General features: G+C 59.2%; 22 protein-coding genes. 1 reads left to right on the top strand and 21 read right to left on the bottom strand.

What is annotated here, in order from left to right; translation table 11 throughout:
- Window positions 1-3 precede the first annotated feature (3 nt).
- The 19 genes from KR541_RS36020 to KR541_RS35930 all read right to left on the bottom strand — a co-directional run bounded on the left by KR541_RS36020 (window position 4) and on the right by KR541_RS35930 (window position 13,055).
- On the bottom strand, window positions 4-513 hold the full coding sequence (locus tag KR541_RS36020) for a S26 family signal peptidase (protein WP_089487635.1): 510 nt from the start codon (window positions 511-513) through the stop codon (window positions 4-6).
- Window positions 510-731, bottom strand: coding sequence for a hypothetical protein (locus tag KR541_RS36015; RefSeq protein ID WP_125380529.1), 222 nt, complete (start codon window positions 729-731; stop codon window positions 510-512). Before KR541_RS36015 ends, KR541_RS36020 begins: the two co-directional genes overlap by 4 nt.
- Window positions 728-1,096 carry a TrbI F-type domain-containing protein gene (locus KR541_RS36010; protein WP_205713840.1) on the bottom strand — a complete coding sequence of 123 codons (369 nt, stop codon included), beginning with the start codon at window positions 1,094-1,096 and terminating at the stop codon, window positions 728-730. The genes KR541_RS36015 and KR541_RS36010 overlap by 4 nt, the downstream gene beginning before the upstream one ends.
- A gap of 2 nt (window positions 1,097-1,098) precedes the next feature.
- On the bottom strand, window positions 1,099-3,693 hold the full coding sequence (gene traC, locus KR541_RS36005; protein ID WP_089487636.1) for a type IV secretion system protein TraC: 2,595 nt from the start codon (window positions 3,691-3,693) through the stop codon (window positions 1,099-1,101).
- 14 nt (window positions 3,694-3,707) lie between these two features.
- Window positions 3,708-4,388, bottom strand: a complete 681-nt coding sequence (traV, locus tag KR541_RS36000; RefSeq protein WP_089487637.1) for a type IV conjugative transfer system lipoprotein TraV — start codon at window positions 4,386-4,388, stop codon at window positions 3,708-3,710.
- A 2-nt stretch (window positions 4,389-4,390) separates the two neighbouring features.
- On the bottom strand, window positions 4,391-5,221 hold the full coding sequence (locus KR541_RS35995) for a DsbC family protein (RefSeq protein ID WP_089487675.1): 831 nt from the start codon (window positions 5,219-5,221) through the stop codon (window positions 4,391-4,393).
- A gap of 77 nt (window positions 5,222-5,298) precedes the next feature.
- Window positions 5,299-5,574, bottom strand: a complete 276-nt coding sequence (locus KR541_RS35990; protein ID WP_227745829.1) for a hypothetical protein — start codon at window positions 5,572-5,574, stop codon at window positions 5,299-5,301.
- Window positions 5,571-5,924 carry a hypothetical protein gene (locus KR541_RS35985; RefSeq protein ID WP_089487639.1) on the bottom strand — a complete coding sequence of 118 codons (354 nt, stop codon included), beginning with the start codon at window positions 5,922-5,924 and terminating at the stop codon, window positions 5,571-5,573. Before KR541_RS35985 ends, KR541_RS35990 begins: the two co-directional genes overlap by 4 nt.
- 2 nt (window positions 5,925-5,926) lie before the next feature.
- Window positions 5,927-6,385 carry a hypothetical protein gene (locus tag KR541_RS35980; protein ID WP_089487640.1) on the bottom strand — a complete coding sequence of 153 codons (459 nt, stop codon included), beginning with the start codon at window positions 6,383-6,385 and terminating at the stop codon, window positions 5,927-5,929.
- The gene (locus KR541_RS35975) at window positions 6,382-6,810 is read right to left on the bottom strand and encodes an HNH endonuclease (protein ID WP_089487641.1); all 429 of its coding nucleotides are present in this window, start codon (window positions 6,808-6,810) and stop codon (window positions 6,382-6,384) included. The genes KR541_RS35980 and KR541_RS35975 overlap by 4 nt, the downstream gene beginning before the upstream one ends.
- Window positions 6,807-7,658, bottom strand: a complete 852-nt coding sequence (locus KR541_RS35970; protein ID WP_176016868.1) for a hypothetical protein — start codon at window positions 7,656-7,658, stop codon at window positions 6,807-6,809. The genes KR541_RS35975 and KR541_RS35970 overlap by 4 nt, the downstream gene beginning before the upstream one ends.
- Window positions 7,651-8,997 carry a TraB/TrbI/VirB10 family type IV secretion system protein gene (locus tag KR541_RS35965; protein ID WP_252996728.1) on the bottom strand — a complete coding sequence of 449 codons (1,347 nt, stop codon included), beginning with the start codon at window positions 8,995-8,997 and terminating at the stop codon, window positions 7,651-7,653. The genes KR541_RS35970 and KR541_RS35965 overlap by 8 nt, the downstream gene beginning before the upstream one ends.
- On the bottom strand, window positions 8,966-9,712 hold the full coding sequence (locus tag KR541_RS35960) for a type-F conjugative transfer system secretin TraK (protein WP_227745828.1): 747 nt from the start codon (window positions 9,710-9,712) through the stop codon (window positions 8,966-8,968). The genes KR541_RS35965 and KR541_RS35960 overlap by 32 nt, the downstream gene beginning before the upstream one ends.
- A complete protein-coding gene (locus KR541_RS35955) occupies window positions 9,709-10,320 on the bottom strand; it encodes a type IV conjugative transfer system protein TraE (protein WP_089487642.1) in 612 nt (203 codons plus the stop codon). The genes KR541_RS35960 and KR541_RS35955 overlap by 4 nt, the downstream gene beginning before the upstream one ends.
- Window positions 10,321-10,324: 4 nt before the next feature.
- The gene (traL, locus tag KR541_RS35950; protein ID WP_089487643.1) at window positions 10,325-10,612 is read right to left on the bottom strand and encodes a type IV conjugative transfer system protein TraL; all 288 of its coding nucleotides are present in this window, start codon (window positions 10,610-10,612) and stop codon (window positions 10,325-10,327) included.
- A gap of 12 nt (window positions 10,613-10,624) precedes the next feature.
- Entirely contained in the window at window positions 10,625-11,023 is a 399-nt protein-coding gene (locus KR541_RS35945) for a hypothetical protein (RefSeq protein ID WP_027811065.1), read from the bottom strand.
- 179 nt (window positions 11,024-11,202) lie between these two features.
- Window positions 11,203-11,592 carry a hypothetical protein gene (locus KR541_RS35940; protein ID WP_089487644.1) on the bottom strand — a complete coding sequence of 130 codons (390 nt, stop codon included), beginning with the start codon at window positions 11,590-11,592 and terminating at the stop codon, window positions 11,203-11,205.
- On the bottom strand, window positions 11,589-12,236 hold the full coding sequence (locus tag KR541_RS35935) for a lytic transglycosylase domain-containing protein (RefSeq protein WP_244138047.1): 648 nt from the start codon (window positions 12,234-12,236) through the stop codon (window positions 11,589-11,591). Before KR541_RS35935 ends, KR541_RS35940 begins: the two co-directional genes overlap by 4 nt.
- A gap of 567 nt (window positions 12,237-12,803) precedes the next feature.
- Window positions 12,804-13,055 (bottom strand): hypothetical protein, encoded by a 252-nt coding sequence (locus KR541_RS35930; RefSeq protein WP_034192245.1) that lies wholly within the window; start codon window positions 13,053-13,055, stop codon window positions 12,804-12,806.
- A gap of 282 nt (window positions 13,056-13,337) precedes the next feature.
- Between KR541_RS35930 and KR541_RS35925 the strand changes: the two genes are divergently transcribed.
- Window positions 13,338-13,955: a helix-turn-helix domain-containing protein gene (locus KR541_RS35925; protein ID WP_089487645.1), complete on the top strand. Its 618-nt coding sequence runs from the start codon at window positions 13,338-13,340 to the stop codon at window positions 13,953-13,955.
- Here the strand turns inward: KR541_RS35925 and KR541_RS35920 are convergent.
- Window positions 13,942-14,754 carry a VUT family protein gene (locus KR541_RS35920; RefSeq protein ID WP_227745826.1) on the bottom strand — a complete coding sequence of 271 codons (813 nt, stop codon included), beginning with the start codon at window positions 14,752-14,754 and terminating at the stop codon, window positions 13,942-13,944. The genes KR541_RS35925 and KR541_RS35920 overlap by 14 nt on opposite strands.
- A 167-nt stretch (window positions 14,755-14,921) precedes the next feature.
- The coding region (locus KR541_RS35915) for a cupin domain-containing protein (protein WP_252996727.1) at window positions 14,922-15,547 on the bottom strand (626 nt) is incomplete at its 5' end.

Genomic DNA, 15,547 nt, shown 5'->3' with positions numbered 1-15,547 from the left:
CGGTTAAAAAATTTCATAGGCCTCCCCGACGATTGCGGTTTGAGGAACGGTGCCGGCGATCGAGTACCGCGAATCGAGGCTGTTCGGGTTCGGCGTGGCCACGAAGTAGTGTCCCGGCGGAATCACGCCGTCTTCGGTCGGAAACAGCGCCATCCCTGCAAGCGAGAGCGGCTTGGCGTAGCCGATATAGGTCTGATTGACCCAGATGTTGCGACCAACGACGTGCACGACATCGCCAGGCAAACCAGCCACGTGTTTGATGAAGGTCAGTCCTGCGGGGTAGGTCGCCCCACCGTGCCACCGAAATGCGATGGTGTCGCCGAGGCGCGGCCGACAGGGGCCCTTGCGGATGAAGTAGAGCGTCCCCGGCAGACTGGTCGACATGTTGAACGTCAGCCCATACCAAGGCGTGAGGCCCCATGCGACAGCCGCCACGACCGTCAGCGCGACCACGGTGCGAACAAACCGTCGATAGCGAGCCAGGCCGCTGGAGTAGGCGACGAGCGCGATCACTGCTCATCTCCGCGAAGGTCGGTTTTTGCAAAATTCGCGCCCCCCGATCGACGCAAGTCGAAATGCGTCGTTACGTTTGCAAGCGCCGCCGCACAAGTACTGGTCGAGGCGGCCAGATAATCACCAACGGCGGTCGGTGCAAATCGTCCGCCCACCATTTTTGTTCCAAGCGTGCGCGCAGAAAACTGGGAGAGGGCCGTCGATCGGAGACGAGTCATTTCGCGATCCTCTTGGCGATCAGGTCAGTGAGGTCGGGCGCATCACCTGCGAGCACGGCAGCTTTATTGACGACAACGCAGCCGCACTGTGTGCCGAGCTGGTCCAGCGCGGCCGACAGGCGCTTTGCGTAATCGCCGGCGTGTTGGGTCGCCTTATTCTTCGCGTCGTCCGTCATGTGGACGGGATCGCCATTATTGAAGGTCTTCAGCAGCGTTTCCTGCTCATCGCTGATGAGCTTCTGCACGTCAACCACGACGACCGGCGCAACTCTTTCGCGTTGCGTCCATAAGTAGACGAGCGGGGAGCCCAGCACCAATGAAGCGCCGATCGAGATAAGGCCGGTGAGTACGAGGTCGTGTCGCATGTTCACTTCCGTTTGGCTTGGATTAGGGCGCGGATCGCGTCTTCTGTGGACGTGCCGCCGGCACGCAAACGCTGCATGAATTCGTAGTCCGGCCCCTTCGTGGTCGCCATGGCCAGCGTGAATTCGTCAGGGATATGGCGCAGTAGGTGCGTGCCGCCGTTCGGATCGACGAGGACGAACTCGCTATAGCGACCGGGTACCGGGCGTAGCGACTTCAACATGCGTTTCAACCCCGGCGACAGATCCATCACGTCGCCCTTCTCGATCTTCTTGAGCGTGTCGTCGCTTTGCTTGAGGTGGAACTTCCATGCGGAGTTGTCGAACGCGGCCTGCGTTGCCTTGTTCATCCCGGCGTCGGTGATCCCCTGCGTCGCGAAAAAGAAGCTGCCTTCGTATTTGCGCGCACGCCGATAGCCTTCTTCCATGAAGTCGGCCGATTCCTGATCGTCACCGACGATCTGCCAGCCCTCGTCCTGCAGGAACAGCTTCGGTCGCGACCGGTCAAAGCGGTACATTTCGTTGGTGACCTGATTGGTCAGGCCGAGCATGATCACCGTGCGCAGTTGGGGATCGCTGTTGAGGTGCTCGAGCTCAAGTCCAACCACTTCATTGTCGAGTCGTACGTTGGTGCGCCCGTTGACGTAGTCGCCGTAAACACCCCCCTTGCAGAACGGTTCGAGACGCACGGCAAGTTCATACGCGATGCGCTCGGGTTGCCCATTCTGGTCCTTCAGGCTCAGCAGGGCGTCTCGCACCAACGTGGGACTACCTTCCTGGCCGTAGTCCTTCCATACGATGCGCACTGCGACATCGAGCAACGCGCCCTCGAACGGAGTGATAGGAGCGGTCGGCGATACCATGCGCGCGATGATCGGCCGGATGAATTTCACCTCGCTGTCGAGACCATTTTCGGTATCGATGCCAGCGGTCGAAAACGCATTGATGACGATTCGCGACCCAGGCTTGAAGTCGATGTACTGGCCGTCTCCCATGTCGATCTGCTTTTCGTACGAATAGCCCACGTCACAGATCCGGATGATTCCGCCGACCGAGCGGAACGCTCCGATGATGTCGTTCATGAGCACCGATTTACCGGCGCCGGAAGTACCATCGACAAAGCCGTTGTAGTTCGTTCCGCTCGAGTAAATGTCTACAAGCGCGGGTGTACCGCGACGGCCAAAAAAGAGCAGGCTTGCCCGTCCATTCGTACCCGACCACTCGCCGAGCACCGGTGCCATATCGGTCGCATTTACGGTGGTCTTGGTGGTGATCAACCGAAACTTCTTGAGGTCGTCCCGCATGTCGCTTGTCAGCATCATGGGCAGGGCCGACAGGAATGTCGTCAGTTGCTGGGTCAGCATCGGGAACAGCTTGAAGCGCTCCGAACGCCAGATGCCTTTCGCGGCCGCCACACACTGCTCCATCTTCTTGCGCGGCGCGAAGAGCGTGAGCGTGTGATAGAGCTCACACATCGAGCCCCCTTGCGTGAGCTGCATCGAGACGGCTTTCCAGTCCTGATTCTGCAGCGCCAGTTCGGGCTGCAGCTTCGCGATCTTCGATTCGGCGTTCTGCGTCGCGCGCGCACTACGCAAAGCGGCCCGTGTCTCGACGGCGGTCTGATCGAGAATCAGGACGCCGAGCGTGATCAGGTACGGGCAGGGGTATTGATGGACATCGTTGAAGAGCGAGCCGACGATGTTGTTCATCTCCCACAGCTCTTTGCTCTTCGGATACTGGTGCACGCCAAAGCTGCGCACAGCGATGCGTGCGTCGGGCTCGTCGGCATCCTCCGGCGGCACTCCGTAGAGCAAATGCTTTGCCTTCACCCGCATGTGGTGACCGAAAGCCGTCAGTTGGTCACGAATGGGCTTGTCGTCGCTATAAGTCTGATCGATCGTTTCAGCCCCATCGCCAAAGAACGCACCGGGGTTGAGGATCGGCCAGAGAAAACGCAACAGATCGTTGGGCTCCGCGCTACGGCTTGCCAGGCTTGCGGAACTCAACGTCGCACCGACGACGTCGCGAATATTCTGGATTTCTTCGATCAGCTTCAGATCGTCGAGCGAGCCCTTGCGCACGATCGACAGCAACAGCCGCTTGTCCGTGATCGAATAGTTTTGGCCAAGAAACAGCGGCTGGCCGAGTTTGCCGCGAATGAATGCGGCGCGGCGCTCGGCCTGTTCCAGATAGAACGAGGGCGCACGTCCCGCCTCGGCGTACTCGCGCCGAAGGTCGACGTAGGCGTTCAATGACTCCTCGATGATGGGGTCGCCCAACAGCATCCATTGGAGCCCATAGCCGGCCGGAACCGAGTCATATAGGCCGTGGAGACTGCGGATCAACTCCGCGTCGGCGCCCGTCTGCGGTGCAACCGCAAGCACGAAGCCAACCGAATCCGTGTTGTAGTAGAGCTCGGTAGCGGGGTCGTACTGGTCATACGGAAGCAGGTTATGAAGTCCGACCGTCTCTATGCGTCGCTGGTCCGCGGCAACGGGCGCGGGCGGCCCGAGATCGTCCTCGGTGCCGAGAATTGCTTCGCTGATCGCAATTCGCGCGAGCGATTTCGCGTCATCGATCCAGGCCTGCAAGGTGCTCATCAATGACTCCTGGATCAATGGTCCGTCGCTGCGGGCATCGCAGCCGCTGCACGGTCGACTGCGCCGGCAGGCGTGAGAATGCCCTGCATGACCCGATCAGCACTCGATATCGACCCCGACGTCGAATCGCTGTTGGAGCTGAAAGTAGCCGCCTTGCTACCGCTACTGCTAGCATCCCGCGCAGGAGTCGGCGGCATCACCGGCCGGAACGCGGCCTGGATGCGCTGCTGGTTGTGCGCGATCGACCAGTGGCCAGGATCGACGATCAGATAGACGTATTCCTGGTCATGCAAGTCGGAGTCCGCGTCCTGCCACGGCGCGAACCAGACACGCATTTCGCGCGAAGCCGTGTGAAGCGGAGCGCCGCTATCGAGCGCTTTGGGGAGAATCCCGGCGGCGCCGACGACGGGTCGAGAACTGGCACTGACCGCAGCACCCGATGCGCTCGATGCCGGGCCGGTATCTCCGGCATAGCTTCCGAGTGCGATATTGGTCGTCGCGCCGGCGCCTGTATGAACGCGCTGATCGGGCAGGTTATGCGCGATCGCGTTGGCATAGATGCCGGACATGCTGCTGCAGAGCACGCCTTCAGGCGCCTTGCAGGCGAATTGCGAACTCGCGTCGTAGCCGCTGAAGCTGCAGCCGGTCAGACTGAGAAGGGCCGAAAGCGTGGCGAGCATGATCTTGTTTTTCATGGTCACTTCGCTCCAAGCCATTGATCGATTGCTTCGGCGCTGGCGGCGCCCGGCAGCACCCGCCCGTCCTCGCTCACGAGCGCAGGCGTGCCGGAAATTCCAATGCTTGCGGCCAGGGCTTCGTTCGCGTCGATGGGATTTGCGCACGACACGAGCTTCGGCTCGACGCGTGGCGGGGCAGGCGTTTTGGCAGCGCCGCCAGCCGGAGTCGATCCTTGGTCGCGCATCCAGCGCGACAATGCGAGGGGCATCCACGCATGCCAGGCGGCAAGCCTGTCGTCGGCGCACCAGATCGCTATGGAATGGGCGCGGGCACGCGGATGAATCGATTCGAGCGGGTACATGAAACGGTAGATCGTGACGTCCTTCAGCTTGGAGAGGTCATCCTCCAAGGCCAGACAGTAGGGACAATCGGGATCGTCGAAGATCGCGAGCTTGCGACGGCCGCTACCATGAACCTCGACGAACGCGTCCTGAAGCCGATCCGCAGGGAACCGCACCTTCTGCAGTGCTTGCTCGAGCGGTACGGTCAGATCCTGTTGCGTCACCATGTCGAAGAGGTGGCCAAACAGGAAGTACCGCCCGGTGACGTCCGTATAGGCAACCTTGTTACCCATCACGACCTCGTAGATTCCAGCCGACGGCGTGGCGGCGATCTCGCGAAACTGGGTAGCCGGATAGCGTGCATGGAGCGCCGCCTTGAGCGCAGCTACGCCGGGATCAAGGTTCGGGTCGGCAGGGTTGATCTGCGACGTCGCAGCCTGAGCGACGGACGCCGTGGCACCGACTTCAGAGCTTGGCCCGGCGACGCGCGCCGGAACCGTGGATGGCACCGCGGATGTACCTTGGGTGGTGCAGCCCCACGCGATGCACGTCGTCATCAGAAGAGCGAAAGTGAATTTGGCGTGTTTCATTGGATCATTGAGCATGTTGAGGGCGAGGTGCCGGCGGCGAACGTGGGCGCCGACGCTGGAGGGACGGTCATTTGCCGAGATGGCTTCGAAAAAGCGTGATGCTTGACCCCATCGATCGTGCGGCCAGCCAGCTTCTTACCAACGCGCAGCATGCGGGCGTCGCCGTCGTCGTAGGCTGCTGAATCGCTGCCGTCGTAGACCTGGCCAGTCCGTTTGGCCCACGCTCCGAACCACGTGTGGTCGCACCACTCCATCTTGCTGATCTCGGTCATCGCCGCACCATCATGCAAAGGTCCGCCCGGCGCTTGATCTCAGCCGCGTATACGGTCAAGTCGCCGGTCAACACAACATGCGTGCGCGGTGCGGCCGGCACACCGACATACTCTTCAACAGGGGAATCCGCGGTCCGCTTATCTCCGGCAATGCAGACGTTGTAGCCCCGCGAATTCGGAACATGCGCAATCGAGAGCGTGCCCTGCGAGACCATCGCTTCGAGCAGCGGGCGAATCCGTGCCGCGCTCAGGTGAAACTCGCTTGCCAACGCGTAGGCTGCATAGGCGACACGTGGGCGCATGGCAGCCAGTTCATCGTTGGCAGTCGGCATATATTTGGCACGAGGCATGGTCAGTCCTCCAGGGCCTTGCGGCGTTGCACGAAGTCCCACAGCGCTGCCGGCAAGAACCGCGCCTCTGCACCTCGCTGGTCGAGCATCATCGCGACGTTGGCAACATCCACGGGATCGCCCATCGCGACGACCTCGATAAGCTCGCTCGCGAGCGTCATCGCCGAGACGGTCGCGGGGTCGCGCCATCCGCTACGGCCTTCTTGACGCTTCTTGGCGAGCTTGCGTTTCATCCGCGCAGCGAAGAGGTCAACGGCGACATCGTCCGGATGTACTGAGCCAGCGCGTCGGTTCCAGGCGGCTGCAGCGGCAGCGGCGTCGTTGAAGAGCAGCACCATCTGATAGCCGGGGCACGCGAGTTCGACGCAACTCCCACCGAACATCGCCTCGGAAACACGCATGACCGCGTCAAGGTCGCAGTACGGACACGGGACAAGTTGATAATCGCGGGGAGAGTTCATTGAAGTTCTCCAGAGACGGCCGCGCGCGCAGCGACCCGCTCGAAATAGAAGACGACAGGCGCCCCGGTTTCCTCGATCAACCCGTAGCACTTCGCCAGGCGATAGATCGGGTGATACGCGTTGAGGGAGGCGACATGCTTCATGAGCGCTTGGCGCCACTGCTCAAGCGACATCTGCCCCTTGCTGATGTTGCAAGGCGGACAGGACGGCATGTAATTCGACTCGACGTCACGCTCCGGATGCCTCGACGGGCCGCTCACAAGCTTCCATTGGCCATCCGCGGTTCGCTTGGTCTCGACCGCGCGTACAACCGGGTCTACATGGTCGCCATGCCACCGATCGGGCAATGGCACTCCACAGTACGCGCAGCGGCCGTCGTATTTGCGCCGGAGCCGATCGCGCTGTGCTTTCGTCAGTCGGCTCACGCTTTATGCTCCACGGCAGGTGCGGCAGCATCCTGGCAGCCGACCCCACGATCCGCGCCTGCGTCCAGCTTGACGGCGCCGGCGCGGCGCGCTTCGGCCGTGGAACGGATCACAATCTCCACCTGTTCCCAGAGCCAGGGCTTGCAGTCGCGCGCAAGTTCGTTCGGAAAGCCGGTAATGCCAATGGCACCGGCCGGCGTCCTGATGTCGAGTTGGCCGCCCATGACCGGACTGCTGGAAATCTTCGTGAGCTCGCCACCTGCAACGATCTCGGGCGACGCAGGGGCAGGCGCGATGGCCTCGCCCTTGTACCAGTGCATCATGGCGAGCAGGCCGATATCGATGGGGTCGCCCTTGTCGACGTGCGAGCGCAACATCGTCGACAGGTCATCCCGTTGCGCGCCCCACCAGCCGGTACGCCCCTGGGCTCTCCCCACTGCCATCTTTGCTTTCAACTCGCTGGTGAACCCGTCGAGTGCCGCGTCGTCGAACGCTGCCGCACTGGTCAGCGGATTCGCGTCGGTCACGTCGGTAACGGCTGACGACCCAAGCTCGTTGCTGGAGAGGTCCAGCAGATCCGCAGCTTGCTTAAGAAATTCCAGGAAGCCCGATTGAAACGCGGGATCGCCGCGAAATCGATCGGCACCGATATCCGCGAATCCCCGCACGTGCTCGGCAACGAGCAAAGCCGCACCGAGCCAACCGGCAAGCGCCCGGCGCATTTCCGGTTGGTGGTAGTTGCCGTCTCCATCCTGCCTGAACGACGCTTCGTGGTCCGCTTCGTCCGCACACCGCTGCATTGCGGCCTCGAACGCGGCCATGGTCACGCTCTTCGTTTCATCAATCATCGGTGTAGCCCCCATCGTTAGCACGGCCATCGTTGGCCAAGCCATCGTTGATGTTGCTGATATCGGAGAGGGCGCCGTCGTATTCGGCTCCCTTTGTCACGGCGAACTCGACAATGCGACCACCGTCCGTTTCGATCACAGGGAAAAGCTTCTCAGCCGTGCGGATGTAGTACTGCTTAAGAGCGTCGGCGCCTCCAGAGACGCCACTGCCGATAGCAGCACGGCCGACCTGGCTCGGATTGATAATGGAGGTCGACCCAAGGGCGGTGTTACTGAGGGTGTTGGCGGACTGATTGAACGCTTGCCCAATCCCGGACGAGATACCGGCGAACACCGACATGGCCAATGCCGATCCTGCCTTCGAGACGAGCCGCCCTCGCACACCCTCCTTGCCGTCCTCGCCCATCACGTTGCCCTTGATCGGCATTTCCACGGTTCGGCCGTTCTTCAAGATGCAGTCGAGCGTTTCGCCGCGCATGTGAGTGCGCTCGCTAGACACATCGCCATACGCCTGCGTCAGAATCCGGCACTCCGTGATGTCGAGCTTCCGGCTGTTCGGCAGATTGGCTGGGTCCAATACCTGGAGGAACACGGGAAGGGGGTCGTGCTGCGCCTCACCGCCCGTTGGGGCGTCGACACCGTTCATCATGAATACGCGAACAAATGAGGAGCCCGGGATGAAGCTGACTTTCTTCTTGCCGTTGGCCTTCAGGCAGTCCTGCTGTGCGCGTGTCGCCTGATCCAACGGCAACGACGAGTAGCGGGGGTCGACGCAGTCGGCCCCGTTGCCGATCGGTGTATTGAATTGAATGATGGCGAGCTTTGGAGGGGCGGCAGCCATGTCGACACCGGGCTTGCCGGATTTGCCGAATGGCGAATTCAGGATTGCGCCCGTCTTGGCCGGGGCCCCGTTGAGGGGAATTGGCTTGTCCAGGGCCGCGTGGTCTGCCGTCGCTCCGGACGCGGGCGCGGGCGCGCTTGCCGGCGTGCTCTTCATCGCGTCGATCCGCTTGCTGAGCTCGTCCTGGGCTTTCGACAAGGCTTTCATCTGCGACATGGCATCGTCGGCGCGCGAATCTATACTCGACATCCTGCGCGTAAGATCTGCGAGTTGCGCCTCGGAGTGAGCCCGCCAGGCATTGCGATCGTTCTGGTCGCCGAGGCTCGTAAACGGCACCTTCGTGGTGAACTGACGATTGGCCGGCCCGCTCTGCGTGAAAAACATACCAACGGCGAAGAGGCCAGCGAGGACGGCGAAACCGGCCACGGTCAGGATCCGCTGGCGGCGCTTGGTTGCTTGATTGACATCACTCATGGTCGCCCCGCTCACGAACGACATAGACGATCGTGCTGGCGCCGGCCGGCAGGTTTGCGTTTTCGATTGCGATGGCGAGCACACCTGGCGCGTAGAGTTCGCGCTCGTCGATGGCCATGTCGGTGTGCGAGGTATTCGAGAGCGTGTAGGTCTCGCCAATGAAATCGCCGTCGCTGTACTGACGGACCAGCGTCAATACAGCCTCCTTCCAGAGCGGCACGACAGTGTCGAGCGACGTGTACGACAGCTGCGGTGCCCCCCGACCACCGGCCATCGCCAGCATCATGAGTTTCACCCGTCGTTGAAAGGCCGATGCTTGGAGCGCTTGGGTCGAGCGCGCTGCAGGCGGTTCGATACGGATATCTTCGGCCGGTCGCGGACCAGGTACGAGCAACAAACGGTAGGTGGTGCCAGCGTCATCGATCACGAACACCGTGATCGACTCATTCAGCGCGGTGGGATTCGCGGGCATGAGCCAGAGCTTCCCGTCGTCTTGCGTCCACGAGATCGAGCCTGGTACGGCTGGCACGATCTTCGAAAAGCTGCGCCCCCCGGACATTGACAGAACGTTGTATTCCGCCGCGGAGATCGAGACCTGCTGCGCTTGCCGATCCGCTCCCTTGACGACCTGGATCGCATGCGCACTAGCGGTAGTCAGGAACAGCACGGCGGCAAACACGAGACGCGGCCTGAAGGCCGTGCACAATTTCGGCGACTGTCGATTGAAGGCAAATTTCATGATGCGGGAGTCTCCGTTGTGACCAGCGGCTCGACGCCTTGTTTGCCGCGCGTGGCTTCTCGGATGTCGAGGAGGACCAAGCGGCCGAAGACGGTGATTCCGAAATAGACCTCATAAGTCTTTTGTTCCGAGCTCGTGCGTTTGCCGGAGATGTAGGTGGTCAAGGTGCCGGTGATTTTCACGGCCTTGTTGCGGAAGTCCACCTCACCTACCCCCATCGGCTCGAAGACGTTCGTCACGCCGTCGTGCTTGATCTGCAGCGCGTCGGCCTCCCATTCGGTCTTGAGCGCGGCGCGCCGATCGTCGTCGACCATGGACAGGAGAATCCGTACGTTGTTGTCGACGGTGGTCGGCGTGACACTTTTGGAAAGGGAAAGCACGTACGCGGCCTGATCGGCGAGGTACTGGTCGTTTGCATACCGGGCTCCGACGACGTAGGTGCCGCGAACGGCTGGCGGCATGATGATGACGCGCTGCGTGACGACCAGCCATGCACAGGTGAGCGCGATGACCACACTGGTGGTGCCGTTTCCGAGCAGCACTTTCTTCAGAAAGCGGTTCTCGGCCTGCAGCTGTTCGCGTGATTGGGCGGCTTTACCGGGTGTCATCGAATCACCCGTTCAGTTCGCGAAGATCGGACGGCGGAAACTTCTTCGGCGCTGGCTGACCCAATACCCAGTACATGACGTGAGCCGACATACCGGGATGCTGGCCCGAGCTGAACTTCTGCCAAAGCGCCGCGACCGCAACGCCCGCGACTAGACCAAGCAGGGTGTGGTTAAGCAACACACCGCCGATCGTGCCAGTGAGCCCGATCGCTGCTACATCCTTGCGAAAGAACAGAAACTTCTCCGGGTCGTCAAGGCGACTGGGTACGTAGTGACTGAGATCATCCGACATCGCCGCTCCCGGTCAAATCGTCGCGGTATAGCTGGCGTCGATGATGCCGACGATTATCCCGGTCAGGATGCCGATTCCCGACGGGACAACGAAAGCACCGTAGTCCTTCACGAACATCGCGCGCACACTCCCGAACATCAAACCAGCGAGTGCGCAGCTTTTTCCGGGATTGCCTTTGACCCATCCCTCAAGGGTGGTCGACCCTTGCTGGAACTCCACGCCGTCCGTTCCAAATGCGTAACGGGCGACCATCATTAGCGTGACCGCGAGGATCACGGCAACGACGAAGTTCAGCGTTTCACGCACTTCGGATTTCTCCAGAAGCGCCTTCGCGCGATCCTCGAAAGCAACGAGGGCGCTCGCGGCTCGATATTCGAGCATCTCGAGCTGGTTGAATTGAGCGGTATTCATCTAGTCCTCATGTGGTAGCTAGCCAGCAGCGCGGGCCGGGGGTTGTGCTCGCGCCGCTATATGCAGCGCGAGCACGATTCAGGGGGAAAGTAGTTAAACGAACAATCGAAATTTCGTTACGGATTACTTACTATTGTGTTTCCTCCTTGGTCGAGTGGTGAATCGGTGAGCTGCGCGGACTAACGGCCCGCCAGGTGCTTCGACGCCGTCCCGACCGCGGCGCCCGCGGTGCAAAGCGTTCGATTCGCCACCTTCGCGACTCGGTGGACATGTCGGATTCGCGCATGCAGGGATCGGTGGCGCTTGGCGATCGGCGTGGAAAGCGCTTGAATGGGCCGGGTTTCTGCGGCCGATACAGGGAGCGATAGATTCTCTTGAACGACAGGCGTCGGCGCCGCGAGGTGCTTGATCGTCGGTTCAGGGCACGAGTCGCCGGAACAGAACACGTAGCGGCCGGAGCCGGGTTCGCCGATCTGCGTGACGTCGTAGTCCGGAAGACGGGAAGACGCAAAGCAGGCTTGCGTAAGGGTCCCGACAATCAGGCCAAGAAGAGGGACGAGGCGCATCATCGCGCGCCTCCTTCGGCGACCTTGCCGAGCGCCGACCGGGCGCGATAGCCCGCATATGCGCGCTGCACCAGCCGGACATAGCGCGCCTGGGCGGCGATGTTCGTGGAACCGGGCCCTGTGTTGTAGCAACCGACGGCGGCCCAGGTCGCGCCCTTGGCCTGGATGCAGTTGGCGAGCACCCACGCGCTGAGCTTAAGGTTCACGCACGGGTTCAGGAGGTCGCGTTGGGTGACGCCGTAGCTGACGAGTTCGGGAAGATGGACATCGTTGATTTGCGCTGCTCCCCATGCCCTGTGGCCGTCCGGCAAGCGCGGCCCAATGGCGCTGGGCACGCCACGGGATTCGACCCAGGTTATCGCCCGCAGGAGATCGGGATCGAGGTGATAGAGGGCTGCAGCCTCATTGAAGATATTCCCCGTGCAAACGTCCGCGATCGCTGGCGCAGCAGAGAGCAGGGCGATCGTGGCAGCAGCTGCCACGCAGAAGGTGCGCATCGCACGCGATGAGTGGCGACGCACGGAATAAAAAACGTAGCGAACCGGGTCAACCCGGTTCGCTACGAGACCGCCTGCAGTCGAGGCACTGAGAGAAAAAAGCGACAGGCGGGATACGAGCGAAAGCTGCTCGTACCGAAAGAGCAACATGGAGCAAAAAGGGGGTCTGTCCGAATAGATGCGTGACACCGAACCCGCAGGGCAAGACATGCCGCTGCGGAGGAGGTTTGACGCGGAACAGCGATCGAATGTGTTGCTCGCGCGTGATATTCCAGTGCGGTGGACAAGGCGTATCGCCGTCGCCTTAAAAAGGGACGCATCGAACGCGTCAACCCCGAAGGATTGACGTACAATATCTGTAGCCACGAGTGGTCTCTCTCAGCTTTCCCAGCTATTTGCTTGTGGTCAGGACATATGGGGTGTTGGCGCACCCTGTATGTCCGTCTTAATTAACTACAACTGCACAACACAGACATGAATGTTCGGAGACTTTCCGAATCTGCGGCGTGACGATATTCGAAGCGCCGCACATGTTTTTTTGTCCACTTCAAAACCCACGGCGGTCAATTGACCAAGATCGCGTACAGAACAGCTAGTCACACGTGGGCAGCGCTCAGAACTCATTACGCTTTCGCGCGAGCGGCTCAGAGGCCGGGCCGACTTCGCATCGGTAAACCTGGCGACTGCCGCTACCTGGATCTACCAGGTTCGTACCGCTCATCCCTTTGGATTCCACTGCAGGGTGATCACGTTAACGTTCAGCTCGTGCTTCTCAAAGTACTTCATCATGCTATCCAGGCTTGCCCATGTTCTCGGTTCATTGCGGAACGTATACAACGTGTGCAAGCCCTCTTTCCAAGACAGTTCGACGACGAAGAGATAGCCCCTATCCGTGCGCAAAACCGATGCGTGCTTGATAGCGTTGTTCTTCGCGGCATCCCGAAATTCCGCCTCAGTAATCTTGCTCAACCCACCCTCCAATGTGCTCAACTGGAGGATAGTAAAGCGATAGCTACCGATTCGGATGGTTCGATTCAATTTCTACCAACATTACCTGTATTGCACTGCATTAGAACATGAATTGCATTGCAAAACAACATATTTTGCAAGACGCAGCGGGAGACTACGATCTTTTCCTCTCACCCTGACCAGCGCCGATCGGTTGACCAGCAAATGACGTTACCAACTGTAACAGGATGTTGAAAATTTTCAACTCCTTCGTTGAACAAAAATTAGGGTCGGACAAAACGCGTGAAGAAAAAGGAAGAACTTGCAAGCCTAGCGGCCACGTTTGTGGCAACGGTCAAACATTTGCAGCAGGAGGCCGGCGTCAACGACTCGGAACTGTCGCGCGCGATCGATCTTGACCGGGGCACGCTCAGCCGCCTGTTGTCGGGTGAAACTATCGATCCGAGATTGAGCACGATTTCAGCAATCGCCCGGTTTTTCGCCGTTCCGATGTCGTCCCTCTTCGGCGAAGAGAGCAGGGGGTTCGTGCCTGTCTATGAGCAGCGGAGTCTGCGCGACGCGCGAAAAGTATCCGCGGCGCCGCGCCACGGTCAGCTGTGGATCAGGGTATCGAACGCAAATTCGAGTCGATTTGCGATTGCACTCGCCCCCAAGAGCCGCACCGAACCGCTTCCGCACAATGCCATCCTTGTCATCGGAGATTATGCCTCTCTTGATTCAGGCGATTTTGCATTTGTCGAAGTAGATGAACAAACTTACACCTTCGTCAAGTTGACGGATGGCGAAAAACTCATCGGTTACGACATAGAATCAACCTCAAAGCGCCGGCCCATATTGATAAATGAGCAAGCGATCATCGGAAAAGTTGTGGAAATCATAATGGGCGCTAGCTCCGAATGAAATTCACCTTATAGTCGTAATGATCGACACCATCACGCGACTTTATCCAGAGAACGATTCTGGAAAACAAGACAGAGAACGCCATTTCGTACAGCATCTTTATCGTGATTTGTGCAAGGACGATCTTGAGAAGCACAGTCAACGGCACAACACCGTAAAACAATAGTGTCCCAAATAGAACGCTATCGACGACTGCTCCGACTGCATTGGCCGCAAGAAAACGAAGAATCAGGGCGCGGCCTCTTAGTGCGATCTTCAGCCTAGATACGACCAGCGAATTAGATAACTCGCCTGCGAAGTAGCCGACAGCCGACGCGCCCAGCGCCCTCATCATTTGATGGGACACTCCGAGAACGCTACCGCCCAGCCATCCCGCCTTCTCGAGCGACAGAATAATCATAATAACCGGGATGTTCACTAAAAACGCACCCCATATCACATGGCGACTTACAACAAATCCATACGTCTCCGTTATGCAAGCCCCAAAGCAATACGTCAACGGAAAAACGACTAGCGCGGTCGGAAAGAGGACGCTGTACCCATGCAGGAACGGCAGGTTGATGGTGGTGATACTATCTCCAATTAAATTGGTAGTGACCAACATGACGCTGAAAAGTGCCGTAAGATAAATAATCCCGTAAGGGAAGTGCGGCACTCGCTCGGTGATGTTCTGGATATTGACGTCGTTAGCATTCACCGTAGCGAGCAATGCGACATCGTTGGCAGAGAATTTGCCAATCCAATCCGCCTCTAACAGTTCACCAACGGGTAGCTTCATCGAAATACCCGTATCATTCACGCGCACTCTCGCGACCGAAAATCGCTTTTCACCATCCTTCGGAAGAATCGCCTCTACCTGGCATCTCGGGATACTATTTGCCGTTACCATAATTGCGCCTGTTCAAAATCGATCCACCAAACAACCAATAGCACCACCGGCCTACCATGGAAAGCCGAACACTCACGTCACTTGGGCAGATTCTGATACGCCATCTTCAATATGATATCTCGATATTGCGGATACTTTCCCAGCAACTCGGACTGAGTAAGAATTCTATAATCAGCATCGTCAAATCCCGGCACAACAGTGCAACTGACCAAAGTGTAATCACCTGAATCGACCGACGCCCCAAAGATCCATCCTCCGCGCATAACTACAGAAAGTACCTCCCCATGTTCCACGTTCGGGCCGAGACGGACCGTCCGATATGCTCCCGTTTCATCGATGACGTGCATGGTAAGTGGGTCGCCAGCGTGGTAGTACCATATTTCATCGGATATCATCTGATGGAAGTGCGACCGGCTATCATGGGTCACCATGAAATAGATTCCGCTATAATTTTTCCTTTCAGCGCCGCTCGCCGTTTTTCGATAAATGTCAGAACCAAACGCGTATCTAAAATAGCCTCCTTCCGGATGAGGCTCCAGACCGAGTTTCCCCATCCAGAATTCCCTAGATTCGTGAGGTCTGCTGCGATTTGAATTTGACATAACGTTTCCCGCAGATATCATGAAAATTATTACAAAAATCGAAACGAAGGTGACTCTTGGAATCACCCCCTTCGGCCCTCTACACATAAATTTATTGTTTT

Origin of the sequence: Burkholderia sola (genome assembly GCF_905400185.1) — a bacterium.
Lineage (GTDB): Bacteria > Pseudomonadota > Gammaproteobacteria > Burkholderiales > Burkholderiaceae > Burkholderia > Burkholderia sola.
This window is presented reverse-complemented; position numbering and strand designations above follow the sequence as displayed.